This window comes from Aliamphritea ceti, from assembly GCF_024347215.1.
Lineage (GTDB): Bacteria > Pseudomonadota > Gammaproteobacteria > Pseudomonadales > Balneatricaceae > Amphritea > Amphritea ceti.
Genome location: NZ_AP025282.1, coordinates 163,843 through 189,430 on the forward strand (window position 1 = coordinate 163,843; position 25,588 = coordinate 189,430).

21 protein-coding genes are annotated in these 25,588 nt (G+C 48.6%); 13 read left to right on the forward strand and 8 right to left on the reverse strand.

Translation table 11 applies throughout. The annotated features are described in order from the left end of the window. Positions 1-29 precede the first annotated feature (29 nt). Positions 30-1,313, forward strand: coding sequence for a pyridoxamine 5'-phosphate oxidase family protein (locus OCU49_RS00685; RefSeq protein ID WP_261843107.1), 1,284 nt, complete (start codon positions 30-32; stop codon positions 1,311-1,313). A gap of 6 nt (positions 1,314-1,319) precedes the next feature. Here OCU49_RS00685 and OCU49_RS00690 read toward each other — a convergent pair whose 3' ends face one another. The 3 genes from OCU49_RS00690 to OCU49_RS00700 all read right to left on the reverse strand — a co-directional run bounded on the left by OCU49_RS00690 (position 1,320) and on the right by OCU49_RS00700 (position 3,540). Next, complete coding sequence (locus tag OCU49_RS00690; RefSeq protein ID WP_261843108.1) at positions 1,320-1,946, reverse strand: LysE family translocator; 627 nt, start codon at positions 1,944-1,946, stop codon at positions 1,320-1,322. Between the two features lie 127 nt (positions 1,947-2,073). Beyond that, positions 2,074-2,904: an AraC family transcriptional regulator gene (locus OCU49_RS00695; RefSeq protein WP_261843109.1), complete on the reverse strand. Its 831-nt coding sequence runs from the start codon at positions 2,902-2,904 to the stop codon at positions 2,074-2,076. 36 nt (positions 2,905-2,940) lie between these two features. Then, the gene (locus OCU49_RS00700; protein WP_261843110.1) at positions 2,941-3,540 is read right to left on the reverse strand and encodes a LysE family translocator; all 600 of its coding nucleotides are present in this window, start codon (positions 3,538-3,540) and stop codon (positions 2,941-2,943) included. A gap of 213 nt (positions 3,541-3,753) precedes the next feature. Here OCU49_RS00700 and OCU49_RS00705 point away from each other — a divergent pair, with 213 nt between their 5' ends. Further along, the gene (locus tag OCU49_RS00705) at positions 3,754-4,584 is read left to right on the forward strand and encodes a carbon-nitrogen hydrolase family protein (protein ID WP_261843111.1); all 831 of its coding nucleotides are present in this window, start codon (positions 3,754-3,756) and stop codon (positions 4,582-4,584) included. Positions 4,585-4,827: 243 nt separating this feature from the next. Here OCU49_RS00705 and OCU49_RS00710 read toward each other — a convergent pair whose 3' ends face one another. The 3 genes from OCU49_RS00710 to dctP all read right to left on the reverse strand — a co-directional run bounded on the left by OCU49_RS00710 (position 4,828) and on the right by dctP (position 7,805). After that, the gene (locus tag OCU49_RS00710; RefSeq protein ID WP_261843112.1) at positions 4,828-6,117 is read right to left on the reverse strand and encodes a TRAP transporter large permease; all 1,290 of its coding nucleotides are present in this window, start codon (positions 6,115-6,117) and stop codon (positions 4,828-4,830) included. Between the two features lie 13 nt (positions 6,118-6,130). After that, entirely contained in the window at positions 6,131-6,673 is a 543-nt protein-coding gene (locus tag OCU49_RS00715) for a TRAP transporter small permease (protein ID WP_261843113.1), read from the reverse strand. Between the two features lie 115 nt (positions 6,674-6,788). After that, positions 6,789-7,805, reverse strand: a complete 1,017-nt coding sequence (gene dctP / locus OCU49_RS00720) for a TRAP transporter substrate-binding protein DctP (protein ID WP_261843114.1) — start codon at positions 7,803-7,805, stop codon at positions 6,789-6,791. Positions 7,806-8,191: 386 nt separating this feature from the next. Between dctP and OCU49_RS00725 the strand changes: the two genes are divergently transcribed. From OCU49_RS00725 to OCU49_RS00750, 6 genes are all read left to right on the forward strand, one after another. Further along, entirely contained in the window at positions 8,192-9,019 is an 828-nt protein-coding gene (locus OCU49_RS00725) for a helix-turn-helix domain-containing protein (protein ID WP_261843115.1), read from the forward strand. A gap of 407 nt (positions 9,020-9,426) precedes the next feature. Further along, positions 9,427-10,404 carry a TAXI family TRAP transporter solute-binding subunit gene (locus OCU49_RS00730; RefSeq protein ID WP_261843116.1) on the forward strand — a complete coding sequence of 326 codons (978 nt, stop codon included), beginning with the start codon at positions 9,427-9,429 and terminating at the stop codon, positions 10,402-10,404. A 169-nt stretch (positions 10,405-10,573) separates the two neighbouring features. Further along, positions 10,574-13,159 carry a TRAP transporter permease gene (locus tag OCU49_RS00735; protein ID WP_261843117.1) on the forward strand — a complete coding sequence of 862 codons (2,586 nt, stop codon included), beginning with the start codon at positions 10,574-10,576 and terminating at the stop codon, positions 13,157-13,159. A gap of 3 nt (positions 13,160-13,162) precedes the next feature. After that, positions 13,163-13,588 (forward strand): universal stress protein, encoded by a 426-nt coding sequence (locus tag OCU49_RS00740; protein WP_261843118.1) that lies wholly within the window; start codon positions 13,163-13,165, stop codon positions 13,586-13,588. A 190-nt stretch (positions 13,589-13,778) separates the two neighbouring features. Further along, positions 13,779-14,267 carry a ferritin family protein gene (locus tag OCU49_RS00745; protein WP_261843119.1) on the forward strand — a complete coding sequence of 163 codons (489 nt, stop codon included), beginning with the start codon at positions 13,779-13,781 and terminating at the stop codon, positions 14,265-14,267. Continuing rightward, positions 14,264-15,466 carry a putative manganese transporter gene (locus tag OCU49_RS00750; protein WP_261843120.1) on the forward strand — a complete coding sequence of 401 codons (1,203 nt, stop codon included), beginning with the start codon at positions 14,264-14,266 and terminating at the stop codon, positions 15,464-15,466. Before OCU49_RS00745 ends, OCU49_RS00750 begins: the two co-directional genes overlap by 4 nt. Positions 15,467-15,483: 17 nt before the next feature. Here the strand turns inward: OCU49_RS00750 and OCU49_RS00755 are convergent, their stop codons facing one another. After that, a complete protein-coding gene (locus OCU49_RS00755) occupies positions 15,484-16,380 on the reverse strand; it encodes a MurR/RpiR family transcriptional regulator (protein WP_261843121.1) in 897 nt (298 codons plus the stop codon). A 358-nt stretch (positions 16,381-16,738) separates the two neighbouring features. On the opposite strand from OCU49_RS00755, the gene OCU49_RS00760 reads away from it, so the two are divergent. The 5 genes from OCU49_RS00760 to OCU49_RS00780 all read left to right on the forward strand — a co-directional run bounded on the left by OCU49_RS00760 (position 16,739) and on the right by OCU49_RS00780 (position 22,288). Then, positions 16,739-17,533: an enoyl-CoA hydratase/isomerase family protein gene (locus OCU49_RS00760; protein WP_261843122.1), complete on the forward strand. Its 795-nt coding sequence runs from the start codon at positions 16,739-16,741 to the stop codon at positions 17,531-17,533. Between the two features lie 2 nt (positions 17,534-17,535). Then, a complete protein-coding gene (locus OCU49_RS00765; protein WP_261843123.1) occupies positions 17,536-19,701 on the forward strand; it encodes an acetate--CoA ligase family protein in 2,166 nt (721 codons plus the stop codon). Beyond that, positions 19,701-20,504 carry an enoyl-CoA hydratase-related protein gene (locus OCU49_RS00770; protein ID WP_261843124.1) on the forward strand — a complete coding sequence of 268 codons (804 nt, stop codon included), beginning with the start codon at positions 19,701-19,703 and terminating at the stop codon, positions 20,502-20,504. The genes OCU49_RS00765 and OCU49_RS00770 overlap by 1 nt, the downstream gene beginning before the upstream one ends. Before the next feature lie 82 nt (positions 20,505-20,586). Next, a complete protein-coding gene (locus OCU49_RS00775; protein WP_261843125.1) occupies positions 20,587-21,438 on the forward strand; it encodes a 3-hydroxybutyryl-CoA dehydrogenase in 852 nt (283 codons plus the stop codon). After that, complete coding sequence (locus tag OCU49_RS00780) at positions 21,431-22,288, forward strand: enoyl-CoA hydratase-related protein (protein ID WP_261843126.1); 858 nt, start codon at positions 21,431-21,433, stop codon at positions 22,286-22,288. The genes OCU49_RS00775 and OCU49_RS00780 overlap by 8 nt, the downstream gene beginning before the upstream one ends. Before the next feature lie 59 nt (positions 22,289-22,347). Here OCU49_RS00780 and OCU49_RS00785 read toward each other — a convergent pair whose 3' ends face one another. Next, positions 22,348-25,557 (reverse strand): mechanosensitive ion channel domain-containing protein, encoded by a 3,210-nt coding sequence (locus OCU49_RS00785; protein ID WP_261843127.1) that lies wholly within the window; start codon positions 25,555-25,557, stop codon positions 22,348-22,350. Positions 25,558-25,588: the final 31 nt, after the last annotated feature.

A 25,588-nucleotide genomic window follows, 5' to 3' on the forward strand; every position in this document is an offset into this window, starting at 1 on the left:
AGAGCTTTTATGAACAGGAGGGCATGATTATGGGACATCGTTTTGCAGAAATTGTCTTTACTGAATCAGTACTGGCAGAGCAGCAACGGCATGGTAGCCGGGGAGGCTATCAGCGGCTGTTAGGTGGCGAAGACTTTAATGATCAGCTGAGTATGGCTGAAGCCAGCTTTATTCAGGACCGTGATAGCTTTTATATGGCCAGCGTGACAGAAACTGGCTGGCCCTATGTTCAACACAGAGGCGGAGCCGCTGGGTTCATTCGTGCGCTGGACAGTAAAACGTTGGGCTTTGCCGATTATAGCGGTAATAGGCAGTACGTCAGTCTGGGTAATTTTCGTAAAGATGACAGGGTCGCGCTGTTTTTTATGGACTACGGCAATCGCACCCGGCTGAAGGTTTTAGGTCGTATACGGCTGGTCGATCCTAATGACCTGAAAACTCTGGTAGCACTGGAACAGGCCGATTTCAGAGCACCGGTAGAGCGTGGTTATCTGATTGAAGTTGAAGGCTTTGACTGGAATTGTCCGAAATACATTACGCCCCGGTTTACGGAGCAGGAGTGGCGTTCAACTATTGAAGAAAACGTTAACCAGCCTGCTCAGAAAACAGCTGAAATAAATCCTGTGTTTGCTCCCGGTGAGGAGCTAGGGCAGGGGCCGCTTGCAGTGAAAGTTGTGGGCATAAATCAGCTAACGCCAGAGATTCGCAGTTATCAAATTAAGACCATAGACGGCGATATGTTACCCCGCTTTATTCCGGGTGCGCATTTGCAGTTACCTGTACCGACTGAGCAGGGAGTGCGAATCGGACACTACTCTCTCAGCAGTGATCCCCGGCGTGTGGATGAGTATCAGATTGCTGTACAGGCAAAGCATGATTCCCGACTGGCAGCAGGGTTACAGCAGTCTTATCAGTTAGGTACCCGGCTAAATATAACGGAATCACAGAACCATTTTCTTCTGCATGATGATCTGCGACCAGCCCTGCTGATTGCCGGTGGTATTGGCATTACACCGCTGAAAGCAATGGCGCTTGAATTACTGCAGCGGGGTGTTCGGTTTGAGCTACATTATGCGGCGAAAAGCCCTGAGAAAATGGCATTCTATGCTGAACTAAAAAGCGTTTTGGGCGATCGGCTAGTGACGTACTTCAGCAACGAAAGTGAGCGTCTGAATCCGTTTATGCTGTTCAGTGATCTGGCTGAAGACTGCCAGATATACAGTTGTGGACCTGAAACGTTATTAAAAAGTGTTACCGAAGCTGCCACTGATTCCGGGGTTATCCACAGGCTGCATACGGAGTCATTCGATTGATAATGCTTACTGGGAGCGGCTGAGCATTAATCCAGCTGCTGAAAGCATCATGACAGCCGCGCTGCGAAACAGTAAGCGTTGTGCCTGTAGCTGGGAAAGGAAGCGCCGGATGCGAATTGCACCTGCTATATAGACGGCTCCTATACTCAGTAATACCAGCACAGTGACCGGGAGTAACACCAGTCCCCAGCTTTGCAGTGTGATGGCGTCCAGCTGAATAACCAGCGGCAAAAGTGCCAGATAGAAGGCAATGGTTTTTGGATTTCCCAGAGTAATCGTTAAGCCTGACATACCGGCGGATATCAGATCCTTTTTACGGACTTTTTGCTGTATATCCAGTGACTGATGCTCCGCAAACCAGAATTGCCAGGCCAGATAGCTCAGGTACAGTGCCGACGCCCAGCGAATGACTATGAACAGAGTATTCAGATGTTCGGCAATGAGCGCCAGACCGAACACTGCAAATGACAGATAGATCAGGTCACCGAGTATAAGCCCGCTCAAGACGCAAAAACCGGTGACCGCGCCGCCACTGACGCTGCGAGCAATCAGTGTTGTCATGCCCGGGCCTGGAATCAGGGCTGCAATGGCCAGTGCCGTGGCGTATGCGAGAATCTGTGTGGTATCAAACATTTTTGTTCTCTGTGTGCTGCTATATAAAAAGAATTCAATAAGGATTTAAGCGCCAGTCAGAAGTCGTAAGTAACAAGCGTACAGACCCCTACCGCAGGGATATCCGGCATCTTTTCTGAGTATTTATTCAGATAAAAAAGGACTGGTATAGCTTAGGCGTTATGGCCAGGCGCTTTTTAAAATTGCGCTGAAAATGTGCCTGATCGGCAAACCCTAACTGGTTGGCAGTGTCACTTATACTTTCGCCTTCCCGTAATAGACGTTTAGCGGTTTTAATGCGCTGGTCCAGTTGCCAGGCGTGCGGTGACTGGCCATAGAGTTTTTTGAAGCTACGGATTAAGTGATAACGGCTGAGGCCGGTCTGGCTCGAAAAACTGTCCAGCGTGATGTTGGTATCCAACTGATCCAAAATCATTTCACGTACTAGCCGGACACTGTCGGTATCAGTTTTTAGTGTTTCTTGCTGCAGTGGCGCAACATTGGCAAAGCGTAGCGCGAGATAATCCATCATCAGACCTTCGGCGATACCGGTATCAGGTTGTGTCAGGGCGTTGAAGAGAGCATCAAACTGGTGGAAGCTTTGCATCTCTGTTGCCAGCGGTCCGGGAAATGACAGGTAATCCTGTCCCTGACACTGGAATATTTCTGCCTGTAATTGACCGATCCAGCGTGCATCAATAAACAACATTCGGTATGACCACTCACCATTGTCCGGATTACAGGAGTGCGCATCTCCGGGATTCATCATCACGGTTGTGGTGGTACCTATTGAATGGCTGTGCTGCCGGTTCTGGTAACGGGCGCTACCTGCGTCGATGACACCAAATGAGATCTCATCATGGGAGTGAGTGCCATAGCAGGCACTGGAACTGTCTGCCAGACGCATCTCTACCTGAGGTAACGATGGGCTGCGTGCAAAGAAGCAGTTATTGCGTATGTCAGGGGTGGTGGCTGTCATACTCTGCTCCTTAGTTGGCTTATTTGATGCGATAAATTACACATTGATGATTGTCAGAATGCTGGTGGCCAGCAATGCTGCCATGATGCGGTTAAACATAACCTGACGTGTCGGATTGGACAAGTAACGACTAATCACCTGGCCCAGCAATGCCCAACTGCCAACACCGATAAAACACATAGCAAAAGATACCGCACAGAAAATCATCAGGAATAGTGCGGCTGGTTGCTGTGTGCTCACAAACAGGCTAACTCCAGACATTGATACCAGCCAGGCTTTTGGATTCAAACCCTGACAAAGCGCCCCTTCAAGCATCTTAGGAGGTAGGGATGGCGTTTCACCCTGTAAGCTTTCCGGTTTGGCGGTTGCTATTTTCCAAGCCATCCACAGCAGGAATGCGCTGCCAAGATATTGCAAAATACTGGCGAACTCAGGTACCTGAGCCAGCAACTGGTTCAACCCGATTCCGACTAAAAATACAATCAACGTATAGCTCAGCGTTGCACCCATGACGTGTGGCAGAGCGCCACGAAATCCATAGTTAGCACCTGCACCGGTGGCAACAATGTTCACCGGGCCTGGTGAAATTGCCCCGACCAGCGCAAATACCAGCATAGAGAAAATAATAGTCAGCATGGTGCTTCCTTCAATAATGATGCTGACAGGTTAATGATCCGTAAAACCCTTGTATTGAACAAAATTGCTTGCTCAGAGAACGTGCTGACGCAAAGTGAAGCCCTTCTGACTCAAACCAACGCCAGCGATAACAGGGTGCGCATCTGTTGCCTGCGGGCTACCCGGAGTAAATTGGTTATTCATTCTAGGAGCATAGACTGGAGATTTTCCTGTATGCGTATTCTTGCTTGTCAGGTTGAGATTCCGGCCACTGACAGCCGTGAACAACAGCTTGTACATATCCACACACTGATAACAAAACTGGACGGCATACTGGCGGATAACAAGGTCGATTTAGTTCTGCTGCCAGAGCTGGCAACGATGGAGTATTCCACTGAAAATTTTAAGCAGATTGATTGCTTTGCTGAACCTTTAGAGGGGGCTAGCCAGCAATTGTTTGCTGAGCTGTGTCGTAAGCATCAGGTTGCTGTTTGCTATGGGATGCCGCGTCTGGATGAGGATGAGTATTACATCAGTCAGGTTGTACTGGACCGGGATGGCGAGTATTTGACCCACTATGACAAGATTCATACCGCTGAATACGGCGATTCTGCGGAGTTGAAGTACTTCAAACGCGGTGATCATCTGGCGGTATTTGAACTTGATGGGGTCAAAGCAGGCATTATTATTTGTTATGACATGCGTTTCCCTGAGCTGAGCCGCCGCCTGTGCTGCGAGTTTGAGGCTGATGTGATTTTGCATCCGGTTGCTTTTGCGCAGGATTGTTCATTCCATTCCTGGCAGCAGTTTGTCGTTAGCCGAGCGCTGGAAAATCAGGTGTATTTTGTCAGTCTGAATCGTGGAGGCCCACACTTCGGCCATTCAGTTATCTGTCCGCCCTGGATTGATGAATCAGTTAAGCCAACCGTAATGGGTGAAGCGGAAGAATTCTGTATTGTTGAAGTGGATCGTCAGCATACCGATCAGGTACGGGCGACAATCCCATTCCGTAAAGACGCTTTACAGTCTTATCAGGTGTTACCGGTACGCTCTTCTAAAAGCTAAAGGTTTTCGCAACAGTTCCTGTTCAGTTTGAGCCAGAACCGGAGCTGTTTTTTTTCGCCTGCAATTTAGTCTCTGTTATGTATAAGTGTTACTTTTCAGTGTTTCTTTTCGATGATGTATTTCAGGAAGGTTTTACGGATATAAAAAAGGGCCTTTCGGCCCCGAGAAGAAGTGGGATAACATTTTGTAAGTAGGTACTCACTCATTTTGGAATGTGTACTGCATTAACCGAGAAGCAATCTTTTACCCCAGTAGTAAGTCTGGCAGGAAGAGTGCCAGCTCAGGGATAAAAGTAGTCAGCATCAGAGTAGGCAGCCAGGCAAAGAAAATCATTATAAGAGTTGGCTTCATCATCTTATTTACAGGTGTTTGTGTAACCCTTGAACCTAAATACAGCAGTGGTGCTGTTGGCGGTGTAATGTTTGCCATCCCCAGGTTTACCCCTAATACCGCAGCAAAATGAATTGGGTCCATGCCAACACTCTGAACAATAGGTAATAGCAATGGGGTACAGAGTAACAACCCGCTGATATCGTCCATTAACATACCGATGAGAATCATCACCAGATTCACCATCAGTAAAATCACGATGGGATTATCTGAAACTGAATACACCATTTCCTGGGCAATGCTTGGAATGTCTTCAAATACCAGAAAGCGGCTGACGATCAGTACGGTAAAGATCATCGCCATAACTACACCAACGGTTACGCCTGCACCGCGCATAGTGGCCAGAAAGCTGCTCCAGGTCAGACCTTTATAAACATAGATACCCACAGGAATTGCGTAAATCACGGCGACACCGGCGGCTTCCACCGGCGTCATGATGCCGCCGTATATGCCGCCCAGAATAATCGCTGGCATCATAAATGCCGGAAAAGCTCTGATTGAGCGGGAACGGAACGCCAGATTAAAGTTATCCACCTTTTTTCCCAGGTTCAGGTTAGTGACTTTGCGCAGGCAAATGTAGTTCACGATGCATAGCATAGTGATGAGAATCAGGCCGGGAATGACTGTGGATAAAAAGGCTTTAAGTACAGATTGCTGTGCAACCCATGCATACAGAATGTGGGAGGCACTGGGGGGAATCAGCAAACCCAGAGGACTGGCACTGACGATTAGCGCAGCAGAGAGGCCTTCCGGGTAATTGGCTTTGCGCAAATGGGGCATCATGATGCCGCCAATACAGGTAAGGGTGGCATTGGCGCTGCCAGAAATTGAGCCGAATATGCCACTGGCAATGACTGCCGCGGCAGATAATCCGCCTTTTAAGTGACCAACAAAAAGTTCTGCAAGGCTTACTAGAGGTGCCGCTATACGGCCCTTTTCCATGATGGCGCCCGCAATAATGAAGAGTGGAATGGCCAGTAAAACTAGTGAATTCATCTTCCAATGGCCGGTTGGCAAATAGCCTGTGACGTCGTGTCCGCCCATCAGTGCCAGGAAAATAAGTATGCCGCCGAAGGCTAGCGGCACGCTGATACCTAACAGCAGCAGCGTACAGAGTATGACGAGTGTACCGAGGATGATCATAGAATTTGGTCCATTATTCGGAAGGCTGAGAAGCGCCGTCCTGGCCGTTACGAATCAGCACATAAAGATGCAGTGCGGTGTAGAGCGTCATCAGTAGAAAACCGAGGAAAATACCAAAACGAGGTAGCAGGAAAGGTATTTTCAGTGCGACGGTCTGTTGCCAGTTGGGGTAGGCCAGAATGCTTTCTTCGATCATCAGGAAACCCCAGTAAGCCAGGGTTGCAGAGATAATCAGCTCGATACTTTCGACAATCAGTGCACGGATATAAATCACGCGGGGATTACTGATCATAAAGCCAAGGATATCGGCGTTTACATGAGCGCGGTCGTGAGTACCTGCTGCGCTGGCCATGAAAAACATCCAGAAGGCGACAATCATCAGCCATTCTTCATAAGCAAACAGATCCGCACCGAAGCCGTAGCGTAGGATGACGACAAAGAAAAAAGTCAGCGCCAAAATGATGCCTGCACTGATGATGATCAGGTTCATCGCCTTCATGAGTATACGCAGCGGAGTAGCAAGCGGCTGGGGGTACTGGGTTGCTAAGCTAGCCATAGTTCTAATACCTGTCAGATTTAGGCGACGAAAAGGTCACTGCATGTGCTGGCATATCCGGGATAAGCCTGCTGTGCGTGACCTTTACAGGAGTAGCGGTATTGTCGCTGTCTACTTAGCTATTACTGGCTTGCAGGCGCTTCAGTACATCTTCGCCAACGGTTGTCGCTGCTTCTGGCCATACAGTTTCACGTACTTTAGCCTTCATGCTTTGCTTTTCAGCATCGCTTGGCTCAAGTATTTCGTAGCCTTTACTGATCAGCTTGTCGCGGAATTTAGCGTCGTTATCTTTATTCCAGGCAAAGAAATCTGCAGAAGCTTTATCGAAAGCATTCTTAACAACAGTTTGTTGTTCAGCGTTGAGCTTGTTCCAGGTCTTCTGGGAAACATAGTAGAAGGACGTATCGGTGATTGAGTCATTGGCAACGTAGTATTTACCAACATCACTGACCGCAAAAATATTGTAGGCGTCTTGCTTAGTACAGCAAATAGCCCCGTCAACAATGCCGGACTGCAGGGCAGGGAAAATGTCTCCCCAGGCCATGGTAGTCGCTTTATAGCCGATCAGTTCAACGGTGGATTTCATCAGGCTGGAAGACCATACGCGGATGTTCATGCCTTTATCACCCATGCCTGCCCAATCGTCAGGTTTTTGGGTCGCGACGATGCCGGTAAAGCCTACCGGAATGCTGTTCATCAGACGCAGATTAAGATTTTCCAGACGTTCAGACATTATCTGGTTGAAAGCTGAGTCCTGATTCAGCATAACGTCTTCCATTTCCTGCCAGTTGCTAACCAGAAATGGCAGCGAGGCAATTTCCAGCACAGGATCTTTGTGGGAATAAATGAAGCCTGCCACCATGTCGATGTTGCCACGAATAGCATCTTCAAACAGTTCTTCACCGGAGCCCAGCTGGTTAGCCGGGAACACAGATACTTTCAGGCCGACATTTGCCGATTCAATATCTTTTTCGATCTGCTTCATCATCTTGGTTCCCTGGCTGTCGGCAGGCAGGGTACCGGCAAAACGCAGCTTCATATCGGCTGCAGATACTGACGCAGACATTGCCAGAGTCAGGGCTGCGCCCAGCAGAGTGGTTTTGAAGCTTTTCAGGGATTTCAGTTGGATCATGTGTGATTACTCCGTGAGTATTGTTGTTATTGTTGTCTGGCAGTTGCAGCCTGTCGTCAGTCTGGAGTCATTTTCCCTGCATGGCCCTGTGGGTAGTTGAGCGTGAGCAGCGAAGTTTTGGCCTCCTGACTGGCTGTTTTTGGCGGCGCGGGGCCGAGAGTTTTTGAGGGTGCTAAGCTCTGTCATCCACTATAGGCCGCTAGCAAGAAGGGGTTCAATTTCGCCTTCTTGGGTTACCTGACGCTAACTGGCGCACTGTGAGCGTCATGTGTTATTCGGCTACAGCGCCTATGATGCCTGGGGTTGATGCATAACTGGTTTTTCTGCTGTTAATTGGGAGTATTCTGGTGTGAAATTTAAAAGAGAGTGTCTGAAGCGGATCTGAAATGAATAAAGAGAATCTGGCAGCTAATTTACGCTTGCTGTGTAATTACAAAAAATCGATATCGGAAGTCTGCCGTGAGTTGCAAATTAACCGCCAGCAATTCAATAAGTATCTGGGGGGTAAAACCACACCCTCAGGTAATAATCTGCTGAAAATTTGTGATTACTTTGGGGTAGAGGAGCATGAAATGCTGATGCCCCATGATGAGTTTGAACAGATTATCCGGGTGCGTCCCCACTTAGAAACAGCGCAAAGCTCTTTACCTATGCAGGAGAACTTTCTGCAGGATCTGCAACAGCATCAGAGCGGCGATCTCTCTAAGTACGAAGGCAGTTACTACATTTACTATTACTCGACCTCTTTTCCAACTCAGATTCTTAAAGGTTACGGAGTCATTTATAAAGAAAACGGCCAGCACTGGATAAAGTGGATAGAGCGTTTATCTCAGCAGCAGAAAGGCCCCAGCCATGATGGCTTTATCTATAAGATCAAAGGGCAAATGATTGAGTTAGGTAATCGCATTTTTGTGACAGGCTATGAGCAAGTACTGAAAAGTGAGTTGGTCCACCTGACTTTGTTTCCGACATTCAAGAATAAGATAAGTCTGCTTTCAGGCCTGCAGTTAGGGGTTTCCGGGACAAATTCCCGTGAACCTGTCTGTCAGCGGGTGATTCTGGCATATCTGGGAAAGCATTGTGATCATCGTCAGGCGATGAAGTCTTGTGGTTTGTACAGTGATGACTCGTCAGAAATTGATCCGAAGATAAAGGCTTTGATTACCAATGATATGGAGGTGGGTGAAAGTATTTTCCGCGGGCGTCCTCTCTAGCGTGTAACAGACGGGTATTTTTACTATTACTGTGATGCTTACCCATTTTGGGTAAGTGTTATGTTGGCTGTTTTCGACAGTATGCTTGTCATTTTTGATACAAATGTATCGTTTAACGACCGACAATTGTAATTTGTCGCTCATTGCTGAGTTTTCCGTTCATACTTTTATTTCTATATTATTCAATTAGTTAGATTATCTAAAAACATTTCCACTTATAAATAATACAAATAAATCTATAATTTATGATAATTGACTCATATGTATTATTCATGATGTACTCTTTCTGATATGAACTATGGTTTGTATTGACGATGCGTTTGTACTCTTGTTCGGGTAGTACAGGGTGAACGTATAGAAAAAGCATTTAAAGAAAAAAAATAACGTATATATGTGGGTGCTACACAATGATTAAATCAACTAAGGCGGCAACGCTGGCGTTTACTCTGGCTCTTGGGTTATCAGCGCCGATCGCAACTCAGGCTGCTGATCAGCAATTCATTACTATCGGTACCGGCGGCGTGACCGGCGTTTACTATCCGACTGGTGGCGCAATCTGTCGTTTGGTAAATAAAGGCCGTAAAGAACATGGCGTTCGCTGCTCAACTGAAAGTACCGGAGGCTCTGTTTACAACCTGAACACTATTCGTGCCGGTGAACTTGATATGGGTGTTGCCCAGTCTGACTGGCAGTTCCATGCCTATAACGGTACGAGCAAATTTGCCGATGCAGGTGCTAACAAGAATCTGCGTGCGGTCTTTTCTGTTCACCCTGAGCCGTTCACTGTAGTGGCACGTGCTGACAGCGGTATTACAAACTTTGAAGATATCAAAGGTAAGCGGGTAAACATTGGTAACCCGGGTTCAGGCCAACGCGGCACCATGGAAGTGCTGATGGAAACTATGGGCTGGACCAATGACGACTTTGCTCTGGCATCTGAACTTAAAGCGTCTGAACAGGCCAGCGCACTGTGTGATAACAAGATCGACGTAATGATCTATACCGTTGGTCACCCTAGTGGCGCGATTAAAGAAGCGACTACTTCCTGCGACAGTAAACTGGTAAATGTGACCGGTTCTGCCGTGAATTCACTGGTTTCCGATAACAGCTACTATCGCACAGCGACTATTCCGGGTGGTATGTACCGCGGTAACGACGCTGATACGAATACTTTCGGTGTAGGTGCTACCTTCGTGTCGTCTACTGATGTACCGGACAATGTGGTCTACGCAGTCGTTAAAGCGGTATTCGAAAACTTTGATACTTTCCGTAAGTTACATCCTGCATTTGCTAACCTGAAGAAAGAAGAAATGATCAAGGATGGCTTGTCGGCTCCGCTGCACCCAGGTGCTGCTAAGTACTACAAAGAAGCAGGTTTGATGTAAGCAGTTTCTACAAATCATACCTGACGGGGCCTTAGGTGGTTAAGTAAGAGGATTGCCAGCAATCATTTTACCTGGCGCCGGGCCCCGTTTTTTTGTTGGACTGTTGTGATCCTGTTGGCCTATCGCTGTCGGGTTCACAGCTTCCCTTAGTGTAAGTGGGGAAAATATTGTGACTGATAACAATCATCACTCTGCGGATGTGACGTCGCAGGCATCTGCGGAAGACATTGTTGCGCAGACTGACAGCGGTGCCAGAGCACCGGTCGGTGCTGCTAAAACCTTACTCTGGTCGGTGGCATTACTCTGGGCGTTATTCCAGCTTTGGTACGCATCGCCGTTACCTTTCGTATTTAATTTCGGGGTCATCAACGATACCCAGGCGCGGGCTATTCACCTGAGCTTTGCGATTTTTCTGGCCTTTACTGCATATCCGGCACTGAGCCGTTCACCGAGAGACTATATTCCGTTGCAGGACTGGGGTTTCGCGCTGCTTGGTGCATTCAGTGCGTCTTATCTGGTGATTTTTCATGCTGAGCTGGCTAACCGTGCCGGTGCGCCCATAACTGCTGACCTGATCTTTGCTGTCGCTGGCATGCTGCTGTTGTTAGAGGCAACCCGCCGGGCACTTGGTCCACCACTGATGGTGGTAGCGGCAGTATTTCTGGTTTATACATTTGGCGGACCTTATATGCCGGATGTAATCGCACACAAAGGTGCCAGCCTGAATAAGACTATGTCACACCAGTGGCTGACGACTGAAGGCGTATTTGGTGTCGCATTAGGGGTTTCTACCAGTTTCGTGTTCCTGTTTGTGTTGTTTGGTGCGTTGCTGGAAAAAGCCGGGGCAGGTAACTATTTCACCAAGGTATCGTTTTCGTTACTGGGCCACATGCGTGGTGGACCAGCTAAAGCGGCGGTTGTTTCATCAGGTCTGAGTGGGCTGATTTCAGGTTCCTCGATTGCCAATGTAGTGACGACTGGTACGTTTACGATTCCGCTAATGAAGCGGGTGGGATTTCCGGCTGAGAAGGCTGGAGCCGTTGAAGTGGCTGCTTCTACTAATGGTCAGCTGACTCCTCCAATCATGGGGGCTGCGGCTTTTCTTATGGTGGAGTACGTTGGTATTCCGTATATCGACGTTATCCGCCATGCGATTTTGCCGGCACTTATTTCCTATATCGCACTGATTTATATCGTCCACCTGGAAGCGATGAAGGCGGGGATGCAGGGGTTGCCGCGTCGTTATACTCCAACACTGGCACAGGCATTGTTGAGTTGGGCGGGAATCATCCTGGGTGTCTGTGTGTTGTCGATGGCCGTGTATTACGGCGTTGGCTGGACTAAAGATGTGATGGGTGCCTGGGCAAGTCCGATTCTTGGAATCGGTATTCTGGCGGTCTATTTAGGGCTGCTGAAATTCTGTTCCGGTTATCCGGAGCTGGAGATGGATGACCCTGATTCGCCAGTGGTTGAGTTACCGGAACCAGGCCCAACGGTTAAGTCCGGCCTGTATTTCCTGTTACCAGTCGTCGTGCTTGTCTGGTGTTTAACCGTCGAGCGTCTATCGCCCGGTTTATCTGCGTTTTGGGCCACAGTGTTTATGGTCTTTATCGTATTGACCCATAAGCCGATTAAAGCGTTCTACCGAGGCGAAACAGCCTTAGGGCAACGGATTAAGCAAGGTATAGATGACTTGTTGGAAGGTCTGGTGACAGGTTCCCGTAACATGATAGGTATCGGTGTAGCGACTGCCGCTGCCGGTATTGTTGTGGGTACGGTAACACTGACTGGTATTGGCTTGGTGATGACTGAGTTCGTTGAATTCATCTCTGGCGGTAATATCATTCTGATGCTGATTTTTACAGCTATTATCAGTCTGATTCTGGGAATGGGATTGCCAACCACAGCAAACTACATTGTGGTTTCTACTCTGATGGCGCCGGTAATCGTTACCCTGGGCGCACAAAGTGGCTTAATTGTACCGCTGATTGCTGTTCACCTGTTTGTGTTTTACTTCGGCATACTCGCGGATGATACGCCGCCTGTGGGGCTGGCGGCATTTGCCGCCGCAGCGATAGCCCGCAGTGACCCGATTAAAACCGGTATTCAGGGTTTCACTTATGATATTCGGACGGCGATCCTGCCGTTTATGTTTATCTTCAATACCGAGTTATTACTGATCGACATTCAGGGAATCTTCCATCTGTTATTGGTGATTGTTAGTTCGGTGATCGCAATTCTTGTGTTCTCTGCAGCGACTCAGGGATTCTGGCTGGTGAAGACCCGTTGGTATGAAACCATTGTATTGTTGCTGGTAGCTTTCACTATGTTTCGCCCGGGATTTTGGTGGGATGAAATTTATCCACCCGTGCAGCAGGTAGCTCCCACAGAGATAGCAATGGTTGTTGAAAGCATACCGGTTGATCAGAAACTAAGGTTGGCGGTAAGTGGTGAAACCATAGACGGTAATGAAGTCAGTAAAGTGGTTGAGTTGGCGATTCCTGCCGCTGAAACGGCTACTGCAAGAGTTGAAGCTGCAGGCCTGTTCCTGCGTGAAGACGAAGGCAGTGTCATTGTTGATCAGGTTGGCTTTGGCAGTAATGCCGAAGCGGTTGGTATCGATTTTGACTGGCAGATCAACAGTATTGAAATGGCTGCTGACCGGCCGGCTAAACAGCTGATGTTTATTCCTGCGCTCCTGTTGTTATTTGGGCTGGGCTGGCTGCAGACCCGCCGTCGGGAACAAGGAAAATAAACTATGTATAAGAAATTACTGGTCGCAGTTGATCTGCAGGATGCTTCTGGCACCGAAGCTACCTTACTGGCGCTGAATGATTATGTGGCGCCAGGTATGGAGGTTGAGCTTCTGGCTGTTTTACCGGGTTTTAAAATGCCATTAGTCGCCTCTTACTTTCCTGAGGATATGGTTAAGCAGGCGCTGGATACCATGCGTGTGGAGCTAACGAGGCTTGCAGATGCTCATTTGGTTAAAGAAATGAAAGTTTCTGTCTGGGTGACTGCGGGTAAGGTGCCTAAGCGGATAGTTGCCCGGGCGGCGGAGATTGATGCGGATCTGATCTTAATCCGGGCGCTGAAGCACGGACGAATGGAAAAAATGGTGATGGGCTCTGTGACCGCTAAAGTGGCACAGACTGCTGAACGTTCGGTACTGGTTATTCGCTAAACGATTGACATCTTTTCTGTATAAAAAGCCGGTTTAAGCCGGCTTTTTTTGTGCTTTAAGGCTGTTTTAGCAAGATTTTTGCACATTATTTAGTTTTTCTGCCGGCCCATTGATGACATCAGCACTGACTATTTGTTATGTTAATGATAATTATTATCATTATTGTTAGTGCGCGGTGGTATCAGATCTTATGAATTCTCTGAACAGTATTGAAGCTTATCCACAGCCTGCTTATCGGCAGGATCTGGTAATCGAAGCGTTGCATAAAGCGGCGCAGAATGAATTATTAACCTGCAGCCTGTATCGCCAGGTGAAATCCGCCGAGCTGGATGAAACCCGGGTTGGTTTTCGGGATCTGGCATATTCGGCCTATGAAGAAGACTGGAACCATTATCAGACATTGCAGGAATGCATCAGCCTGTTACAGGCAGAAGTAAGTGCACAGAATTCACTGGCTTCTTCACCCGCTCTATTGCCTCCGCCGGCAGCTTCATCCTGTTGTTTACTGGGGCAGATAGAGCAGGCGGAAAAAACGTCGATTCATTATCAGCAGGCAATCTGCGCGATGACTATCGGTTACAACTATAAAGTTTTTGATCTTGCCTACTCCCTGCTGAACGAAAATATTCAGCATAATTTACTGGTCCAGGAATATCTGACAGGTTCTGCCAGCCAATGAATGCGCTAAGTGCAGCGGCCGGACGGATCCGGCAAAAACAGTTCACTGCATCAAAAAGCGCAATACTGACGGTACTGAGTGTCTGTGTGTTAGGCCTGGTCTGGTCGCAGGGGCTGATTAATTCTGAATTGCTATTTCTGATTGTCAGCACGCTAAGCGATGCGTATTTGGCAGTCAGTGTCTTTGTTGCATTGTCGTTATTACTGATTTATTCGGCTCAGCATTATCTGGGCGCTGACCTGATCGGTTATCTGAATGACAACCCAGGATTACAGGTACCGATAGCCGCCCTGCTGGGCGTGATGCCAGGCTGTGGTGGCGCTATTATTGTGGTAACTCAGTTTGTGCATGGCCGGGTAGGGTTTGCGGCGCTGGTGACTGTTCTGATTTCAACCATGGGAGATGCCAGCTTTCTGTTACTCGCCCGCGAGCCGCATACTGCACTGCTGGTGTTTGCTGTATCGCTTGGAGCCGGTGTGCTATTCGGCTACCTTGTGCAAGGGGTACATGCGGAAGACTTTCTGCGTCCGGAAAATACCAACAATGAACATCAGGTCAGCGTTTCCTGCAGTCTGAATCAGGGAGTTGTACCTGTATCTTTATCATGGATGTGGCGTTTGTTACTGGTACCCGGTCTGGTACTGGGAGTTCTGGCGGCGTTCCAGGTTGAACCTGACAGTTTGTTTGGTAACTGGAGTGTTTATCATCCAGCTACCTGGCTGGGCTTTTGTGGTGCTGTTGTGAGTTTATTTGTCTGGTTTAGTCAGCCACCTGGTTACAGCTGGGCAGTAGCCCATGCGGATATGGAACATAATCCGCACCGTCTGGTGGATATGGTTGCCAGTGAAACAAGCTTTGTGACTACCTGGGTAATTGTTGGTTTTCTGAGTTTCGAGTTGCTGGTGTATTTTACAGGTTTTGATATGCAGAGCCTGTTCAGCAGTCTGGGATATCTGACGATTTTGCTGGCCGTTGTCGTCGGTTTTGTGCCGGGTTGTGGCCCGCAGATCATCATGACGACGTTGTATCTACAAGGGATAGTGCCTTTGTCAGCACAGTTGGCGAACGCCATCGGTAACGATGGCGATGCGTTGTTCCCTGCGCTGGCTTTAGCACCTAAAGCGTCGCTGTATGCTACGTTATACAGCGCTATACCGGCGTTACTGGTCGGTTACATAGCGTTTGGGCTTGGTTATTAGCACCGCTGGGCATTAGCTCAACCTTCGTGATAACCACCTAAGTGACGTATATTTTCTTCAAAGCGATTGATATTACTGACCATTTCTTTGCTACCAATCGAGACACATTCCGCCAGCAAGGCTTCCATTAAGGCAATAGATGAGGTCAGTGTTGGGAAGAAGTGAGGTGTGTCGTTCTTCAGCGTAAAAGTAATTTCTGCGCCACTGGCAATGGGTGAGCGCAGGCTGTCTGTAATCGCGATAATTTTAGCACCTGCCTTCCGGGCAATGTTAATCGCCTGAACTGTTTCTGTGGTGTATGGCTCAAAACAGAAAGCAACGACGACATCATCTTTACGGATTTCACCCAGTTCACTCAACAGCGTACCCTGATAGCCCCGAATCAGCTGGATGTGAGGGAAGGCAATACTGCCCACATAGGTAAAGTGATAGGCGCAGGTGAACGTGTCTCTGAACCCCAACGCAAATACTTTACGGGCGTTGATCACCAATGGTGCAGCTTGTTGCAGTTTATTGCGGGTATCTTCCTGAAAGAGCTGCTCCAGATTACTGAAAGCTGAGTCAGCAAATTCAAAAAACACTTTGTTTTCTGGACTGTTGGTCGCCATTTCCTGCAAATATTGCGCACGATCGCTGAAGTATGATGCAGGTTGTTTAGTATTTACTGCTTCCTGAAATAATTGACGAAAGCTGTCATAGCGCTCAAAGCCAACTGATTTTGCCAGCCTGGTCAGGGTTGAAGGTGTCACCCCTGCTGCTTCGGCACTTTTGCGGATGGAAAGCAGAGCGACATTGACCGGTTGTTCCAAAACATAATCGGCGGCTTTCTTCAGCTGAGTAGTAAGACTCGGGTATTGTGCTGATATTTCTTTCAGTGCGCTGTTCGCGTCAGTAATCCGATTATTTATATTCATGGCTAGGCTGTGCTCGCAAAAAGGGATTCGGCCGGCTTTTTCAACATAGTTATTTCTTCGAACTGTTTATTTAACATGTTGATTTTATAGTTAATTACCCCGGCTCTCTCTGAGGGTGAAGAGCCAGCTCGCCGATCCATATGAGTTTAGATAGATTTTACCTAATCAACAGAAAATAAAACACCGGTGATACATTTGTCTTGCGTGATACATTTGTATTATTTATGATCTAATAAAAATACAAATGATTTTTCAGTGAGTCGGCTTTGAAACATTCGTGCCAAAGGTGGCTGCTGAAGTAATCCCACTTGCCCTGAAACACAGAGCACAACTTATTGGCTGCGCCGGGAGTCGCCCCATGCAATCACCTACTTACGAAACGCTTATTTACACTCGTTATGCCGGTTATGTGGAAATTCGCTTTAACCGACCGCATCGTCTGAATGCTGTTATAGAGCAGTTTTACACTGAGTTTCTGGATGCGCTGGAAACTGCTGAAGCTGATTCTGATACACGGGCAGTGATGCTAACCGGTGAGGGACGGGCGTTTTGCGTAGGCGCTGATATGAAAGAGCACGGTGCAGGTGAAAGAAGCCAGTTTCAGCGTCGCCAGTATCTGCAATTGGGTAATGACGTTTGTGAAGCTATTTTTCGTCTGAAAAAACCAGTGATTGCCGCTATCAATGGCTATGCGCTGGGTGCCGGCGCTGAAATGGCCTGTTCATGTGATTTTATACTTATGGCGGAAAGCGCCAAGATTGGTTTTCCGGAAGTGAGTATCGGTACCTGTGTTGGTGGGGGAGTGACTCAGTTCCTGCCGCGTTTAGTCGGGCTTGCGAAGGCCCGGGAATTGATTTTTACCGGCATTAAAATCGACGGTACAGAAGCCGCTCGCATCGGTCTGGCTACCCGTGCTGTCCCGGATGCAGCTTTGGCGGAGGCAGCTGCGGAGTTTGTCGCTAAGCTAGTGACGAAAGCTCCAGTGTCGATGCAGTTGGTGAAGAAGTTGCTGAATAATGCATCTTATGCGGATCTGGATGCGCAGCTGCAGCATGAACTGGACGGTGTCTTCATGTGTACGACGACGAAAGACTGGCAAGAAGGTGTAGATGCCTTTGCCGAGAAACGTTCTCCTGAATTCAAAGGTCACTGATTATGCGCAGCTCATTACATGATTTCTTAGCACCTGATTCTATTGCTGTTATTGGTGCCTCTGCGGATCCGACGAAGCGGGGCTATAAAGCCATGACGGGCCTGTTGAATGATGGCTACGAAGGTATTATTTACCCGGTTAATCCCAAAGCAGATGAAATTCTGGGTGTGAAAGCATTCGCATCGGTGACATCACTGCCTGCGGCGGCTGATCTGGCTCTGATCTGTACACCGGCGAAAACCATTCCCGGTTTGCTGGCTCAGTGTGGTGAAAATGGCATTAAAGGTGCCATCATTCTTGCCAGTGGCTTTGGTGAAGTGGATGCCGCTGGTGCAGCACTGGAGGCCGAAGTACTGGCTGCTGCCAAAGCCGCTAAGGTGCGCATTGTTGGCCCGAATACATCTGGTGTATTTAATTTGCATAAGCAAGTTAATTTACTGGCGCTGGATAACATCAGGCCGGGGGATATAGGAATTATCTCGCAGTCTGGGAATATGCTGCTGGCATTAGCGTTGGAGGCGGAGAGCAACGGGCATATTGGGTTCAGTACCTATGTCGGGCCGGGAAACCAGACCGATGTGGACTTCTCAGACTACCTGCAGTATCTGGGTGAAGACGTAAATACCAGGGTGGCGACTTTTTATGTTGAAGGTTTTAAGGATGGGCGTGCCTTTTTGAACACTGCCCGGGAAATCGCCCGTGAAAAACCAGTGGTTGTGTATAAGTCTGGCAGTACGATAGAAGGCCAGAAAGCAGCCAGTTCACATACAGGTGCGCTTGCCGGCAGCTATGCTATGACTGTTGATCTACTCAAGCAGGTTGGCGTGAATGTCGTTGAGAAGTCAGATGAAATATTGCCTGTAGCCGAAGGTTTGGGGCTGTTGCAACAAGCTGCCGGAAAACGGGTAGCGGTACTGGCGGATGGTGGTGGTCAGGCGACCATTGCTTCAGACCGTATATCTGAGGCGGGGCTTCAGTTGGCAGAGTTATCGGAAGTTACCCGTAACAAATTGCGGGAAATTCTCTTCCCACAGGCATCGTTACTGAATCCTATTGATGTGGCCGGTAGTACAGATGCGAATCCGGGGTTATTGTCTGACTGCATGGAAATTCTTGCCGCAGATGACAATGTGGATATGGTGTTTCTGGTAGGAATGTTTGGCGGTTACGGCATTCGTTTTGCCGAAGAACTACAAGCTGAAGAGTCGGCTACTGCCGATGCTATGGTTGCCCTAAGTAAGCGTTGTGGAAAACCGCTGGTGGTGTACAGCTTGTACGCCTACATACAGCCGGAACCTCTGGAGAAATTGCGCAATTCTGGCCTGCCGGTATATGGCTCAATTGAGCATGCGGTAGAAATTATGAAAGCGTTGGGTGAACGGGGTGATTACATCTCCCGCAGCCAGCGGATTGAAGCGCAGCAGCGTCTGACTACTGATGCAGCTATGACTGATATGTTTGCCAGTGCTCGCAGTAAAGGCCGTGATCTGCTGGAAGTTGAAGCCAAGCAACTACTACGTAATTATGGCATTGATGTGCCAAAAGAATTGCTGATCCGTAACAGTGAAAACTTCAGTGCCGTAGTTGCAGAATTTGGTGACATGCCGCTGGCAATGAAAGTAGTTTCTAAAGATATTCTACACAAGTCTGATGCCGGTGGTGTGAAGCTAAATCTGTCCGGGGCTGAAGAGCTGGGCTATGCCCGGGAGCAGATTCTCAAATCCTGCGCCACTTATGATACCAGTGCTGACATTGAAGGCATGCTGGTAACACCCATGGCGCGTAAGGGCACTGAGATTATTATCGGTGTTAGCCGTGATCCGATGTTTGGCCCGGTACTGATGTTCGGCCTGGGTGGGATTTTTGTCGAGATTCTGGAAGACGTAGCCTTCCGGGCGATTCCGCTGAGCCGGGATGAAGCAACTTCCATGGTTGATCAGATTAAGGCCCGTAAGATTCTTGAAGGTGCCCGTGGTGAAGCTCCTGTGGATAAAGCTGCGCTGATAGATCTACTGCTAAAAGTTTCCAGTATTGTTGATGCTCATCCAGAAATAGATGAGCTGGATCTCAACCCGGTGATTGCTTATGACGACGATTATGCGGTAGTCGATGCCCGGGTAATTATTAATCGGAATGCTGCCGCTGACAGCGCCAGCGGAGAAACCTAATGTCTAATCTTCCTGAAATTAAAGATGCTTTGCTGACGGTGGAAGACCGTGTGGCAACCATGACGTTCAACCGTCACGATTTGCGCAATGCTCTGACTGGCTCAAACCTGATAGACGATATTGTAAATACCGCTGATTGGGTTAACCGGGCTGATGATGTATCAGTACTGGTGATTACCGGTGCGGGTTCTGCATTCAGTGCCGGCGGTAATATCCGTGATATGGCCGAGCGTGGTGGCGATTTCGCTGGTGATGTAGCTGAGTGTGCTGAGCGTTACCGCAGAGGTATCCAGCGGATTCCATTGGCGATGCAGAATATAGAAGTACCAGTGATTGCTGCAGTGAACGGTCCGGCCATTGGTGCAGGTTTTGATCTGGCGAATATGGCGGATATCCGTATTGCATCTTCGAAAGCAAAATTTGGTGAGACGTTTTTAAATCTGGGAATTATTCCCGGTGACGGTGGTGCCTGGCTGATGCAGCGTTTAATTGGTTATCAGCGTGCTTTTGAACTGACCATGACCGGCCGGGTAATTGACGCCACTGAAGCGTTGGAACTGGGTATTGTGATGCAGGTAACCGAGCCGGATAGTTTGCTCGATGAAACCATTTTGCTGGCAAAACGCATGGCTGCGCAGCCTCCAAAAGCGACTCGTTTAACCAAACGCCTTATGAAGACCGCACAGCGTATGGAGTTGAAAGACTTCCTTGATTACTGTGCCTGTTTTCAGGGCATGTGTCATAACGAGCCTGAACATCTGGAAGCGGTGAATCGCATGCTGGAGAGTATGTCTAAAAAGTAGTTGCCTACCTGTAGAGGGGATTGCCGCTGATCTGCGGCAATGCCTAAATAAGCTTTTCAACAGTTGTAAGAGTGAAACCGCAATGACAATAACAACAATAGGCGTAGTTGGCGCCGGGCAGATGGGTGCAGGTATAGCTCAGGTAGCGGCAACTGCCGGTTTTCCTGTTGTACTGTGTGATTTGAATGAAGCAGCGCTGGAACGGGGCCGGATGAGTATTAGTAGCAGTTTGTCCCGGATGGTTAAGAAAGAAAAAATTAGTCAGGCGGAAGCTGATACTGCGTTAGCGTTTATTTCTGTTACCACTGATCTGGCAGGTCTGGCGGATGTGGATATTGTTGTGGAAGCCGCCAGTGAAGATGAAGCGATTAAGGCAAAAATCTTTGCCAGCCTGGATACGGTCTGTAAGCCAACAGCGATTTTGGCGACAAATACTTCATCCATATCTATTACCCGGATTGCGGCGGTGACTCAGCGCCCGGGGCAGGTTATCGGCATGCATTTCATGAATCCGGTACCTATGATGCAGCTGGTGGAAGTGATCCGCGCTCTGCAAACGGACACTAAAGTGTTTAATCAGGTACAGGCCCTGGCGGAACAGCTGGGTAAAGTAGCCGTAGATGTTAAAGATGCCCCGGGCTTTGTCGCCAACCGAATTCTGCTACCTATGCTTAACGAAGCGATGTTCTGTTTACATGAAGGGCTGGCGTCGGCGGAAGAAATCGACACAGTTATGCAGTTAGGCATGAGTCATCCAATGGGGCCGCTGTCATTGGCAGACCTGATTGGCCTGGATACCTGTCTGAGCATTATGAATGTGCTGTACGACAGCTTTAAAGATTCCAAATATCGCCCCTGTCCGTTACTTGTTCAAATGGTAGACGCTGGCTATCTGGGCCGTAAAACCGGCCGGGGATTTTTTAGCTATGAATAGTCAAGTGCAGGCAGCTGGCCTGACGCTGGCCGAGTTATCTACAAAGGCAGCTGAAAAGATTGTAGAGCACAATAGCTGGCAGAATATTTTGCTGGAACAACAAAGCGACGGTGTTTATTTGCTCACGGTTAACCGTCCGAAAGTACTTAATGCACTTAACGCAGAAACATTGGCAGAGCTTGATCAGGTACTGGATATGGTCGCTCGCGCAACGGATATCAGAGTATTACTGATTACCGGTGCTAGTGAGAAAGCTTTTGTTGCCGGTGCTGATATTGCTCACATGAGTAAGCTGACGGCACTGGAAGGTAAGTACTTTGCCGAACAGGGCATGGCGGTATTTCGTAAGTTGGAAAACCTTCCAGTACCGGCCATTGCGCTGGTGAATGGCTATGCGCTAGGTGGTGGCTGCGAGTTGGCGATGAGCTGTGATTTTATTCTGGCAGCGGAAAATGCCCGCTTTGGTCAGCCGGAAGTAAACCTTGGCGTGACGCCGGGTTTTGGCGGCAGCCAGCGTTTAACCCGTCTGGTTGGCCGGGGAATGGCGATGGAACTGCTTACCACCGGGCGGATGATGAATGCTGAAGAAGCCCTGCAGCGCGGCTTGGCAAACCATGTTTATCCACAGGGAGAGCTGCTGACTGAGGGCAATAAGCTGGCAGAACAGATTGCCAGCAAGAGCCGTACAGCCGTTCAACTGACCAAACAATTGGTTCAGCGTGGACAGGACTTAGATCTGGATAATGCTTGCGTAATGGAAAGCGATGTCTTTGGCCTGAGCTTTTCTACAGCTGACCGTCATGAAGGTATGTCAGCGTTTTTGGAAGGGCGAAAGCCAGAATTCAGTTGAGCTGAATAGATAAAAAAAGCGGCCCATTTTATCTATGGTGCCGCGTTTGTAGTTGTACTTCATTTATCATCATCTGACTTTATCAGTCTTACATCCAATTGTGGGAAGGCGATACATATACCGTGCTTCTCAAAGTCGGCATTGATCTTCTGAAGGATATCGTGGGTGACCGGAAGGCGATCATCCAGATTATTCAGATATAAGCGCAGATCAAAGTTCAGGGTACTGTCACCAAAGGCGTGGAAATACGCTGCAGGCTGAGGCTCTTGCAGTACTTTCGGGTGGTTGCGTGCTGCTTGTAGAATCAGCGCCCGCACCAGATCTGTATCAGAACCGTAGGCAACCCCTACCTGAATGACTACCCGAGTGATCGGGTCACTTAGGGACCAGTTGATTAACTGGTCGGTTACAAAGGTCTTATTAGGAATGATGACCTCTTTGCGATCCCAGTCGGTAATGGTGGTGGCACGGATCTGAATTCGGGTGACGGTACCAGTGAGGCCTCCCACAGTCACGGTATCGCCAATACGAATCGGCTTCTCAAATAAAATAATGATACCGGACACAAAGTTGGCCACGATTTCCTGTAAACCAAAGCCTAGTCCTACACCCAGCGCAGCAACCAGCCACTGAAGCTTGGCCCATTCCACACCGATTTGGGATGCTCCTGCCAGGATACTGACTACGATCAGGCTGTACTTGGTAATGGTGGTGACCGCGTAAGACGTGCCGGGAGTCAGATCAATATGTTTGAGCACCAGCAGCTCTAACAGACCGGGAAGGTTGTAGGCAGCGAGAATGCTCAGAGAGATCACCAGCAGGCCGGTGATTATGCCCAGTAAGGTAATGTTTTCTGCAATGACTCCGCCGCTGGTAACGACGGTATTACTCCAGAGCACGATTTCGTCGAGAATCTGTATTGCCGGGATAAATTCTTTGAACAGTAGCCAGAGTGCAACAAATAACAAGCTGACACTGGTGGCTTTCAGTAAGACTTTTGCCTGATCCGAAATCGTACTGAGGTTGAGAAAGTCTTCCTGCAATGGAGGTACTTCAGTATTGTTTTCCCGAGCTTCCAGAATTTCACTGCGACGTGCTTTAGCACGGTCGAAAGCCAGCCGGCGTTCTTCTATAAGTAGCCAACGCATGCCCAGCCGGTAGAAGGTAAAGATGGAGAAGAAGATCATGGTTGTGATTAGCAACAGCAGCATGATAATGCCGCCGGTAAGCACGTAACCCAACAGTGCTTCAGCGATCAGTACGCCATGTATCAGCACCAGTGTGGCCAGCCATAGCCGGGCGCGTTGCCACCATCTTCGGGTTTCTGTTGCTTCATTAATCTGCGGTGCGACCCGCCACAGAGCCGCCCAGAAGCCACCCGCCAGCATTGCCAGCAGGATGAATACAATTCTGCCAAGGCCGGAGTGCAGCGCTGCAGAGGGAATGCTTGTGAAATAAATCAGCGCCAGCGTAAGCGGGATACCCAGTAAGTAGAGTGGGTGAGCAATACGGGCCAGTGTTGCGCAGAGTTCTTCCGGTACATCTAAATGTCGATAGAGCAAACCGTAAGGCCGGCGTAACCACAGTAATAACGACAGGTAAGCCCAGGCTAGCAGTGAAAGGCTGATGCTCATTGGCTGGATAACAGGCGCTGGTACCGCTATCAGTTTTTGTGTCAGAAACCAGAGTCCGGCAGGTATAGGTAAGCTGATGAGTGGTGCCAGAATTAACAGTCTGAAGCTGCGGGAAAATTTATCTTTAACCACATTACCTAACTGTTCAGCCCAGTGCTGTTCGTGTTGGATCAGATAACGGAAGCTGTAAAAACTGATGATAGTTAACAGCAGCAGGATAAATAGCGGCCGTAACCAGGCACTGGTGACGTTGATCTGGCTATGGCTGAGTAATTTCTGGGTATGTTCCTGAATAGCTGAGAAGCTGTTATTGATATCTTGCAGAAACCGGCTGTTAATTTCTGTGGTGTTCGGCAGCCAGATTAAATAACGTTCCAGCAATGCCTGACCCTGTTCAATCTGTTTATTAAAGTCATTTTGTACTCCAAGTAACTTCGAACGTTCGTCCAGCTCCTGAGCATAAGCCGTCTCGAGTCGGGCGTTGAGGTCTTTCTGATCTTCCAGTAACTGTTTAGCGCTGTTCTGTTCTTTCGGACTGAGGTTTGCAACGTCGAATGCCTGATTCAGTGCTTGTTGATTTAGTTCGAGATTTGCCAGACGTACCTGATTAATACGTTGCAGGTTTGGTTCAATGTCCTGGGTAGTAGCAAAGCGCTCTGATAACTGTTTTAGCTCCAGGCTAAAGGTTGTATCGGAGAGTTCCAGTTGTTGTTCAATGGCTTTGTAGCTTTGGCGTAACAAGCTTTGTTGCCGTTCCAGTATACGACGCTGCCCGATAGCCTGTTCACTGCTCTGTAAGCTATGGCGCAGCTTTTCTGAGAGCTTCTGGTTGGTGCTGACAATAGGTAGCAGTATTTCCGGATAGGCTTCGTCACTGGGCGCTGTTTTCAGTGCTTCAAGTGCCTGTTCTGCTTCGATGCGTCGCTTGGTCTGAATCAGGTCCTGCAGTTCTTGAAGGTAGGCTTTATAGGCTGCAATCTGACGTGTCAGAAGATCCACCTGCAGCAGGTCATATTCCCGTTGACGGGGAATGTTGAGAATCTCCAGTTCGAAGGCCTGAATCCGGGTGTTATTAAGAACAAAGCGGGCTTCGGCAAGTGCCTGATTGCCGTTCTCGCCATTTCCTGCCGGTGGTGAGGTCTGCTTTAGTTTAGTGAGCTGGTCACGCAGGCTGGTGGATTTATCCTGATAATTACTGACCTGATTATCGAGGTTATTGAACTGTTGTTGCAGTGCCAGCAAATTGGCCTGAGCCGGTGTTAGCTGGATTTCAAGTTTATCCAGAGGTTGTGAACGCCAGTTTTTAGCGGCAACCGCGGGCTCCGGTGCGGCCAGTTTCGCCTGAATCTTTTCGATACGCGCAGGTAGTTGTTCGAGATTGTCCCGTAACCGGGCTACCCGGGTTTCAAGGCGTTTGGTTTCTTGCAGGGCAGAAAGGGTCTGCTGATAAACTTCTTGCTGGCTGCTGTTAGCCGGGTCGCTGGTGTCGAGCGCATCCAGCTGCTGGCGGGTACTGGCAATCTGTTCGTTGATGTCGGCGCTGACAAGCTGACTGAAGGCTAAAAAAACACCAAGAAGCAGCGCTGAAACTGGCTGTTGTAATCGGTAACAGAATGATGGATAAAGGCGTTTCACAATGGCATTCCCCGGTAGCACACAGTTTTAA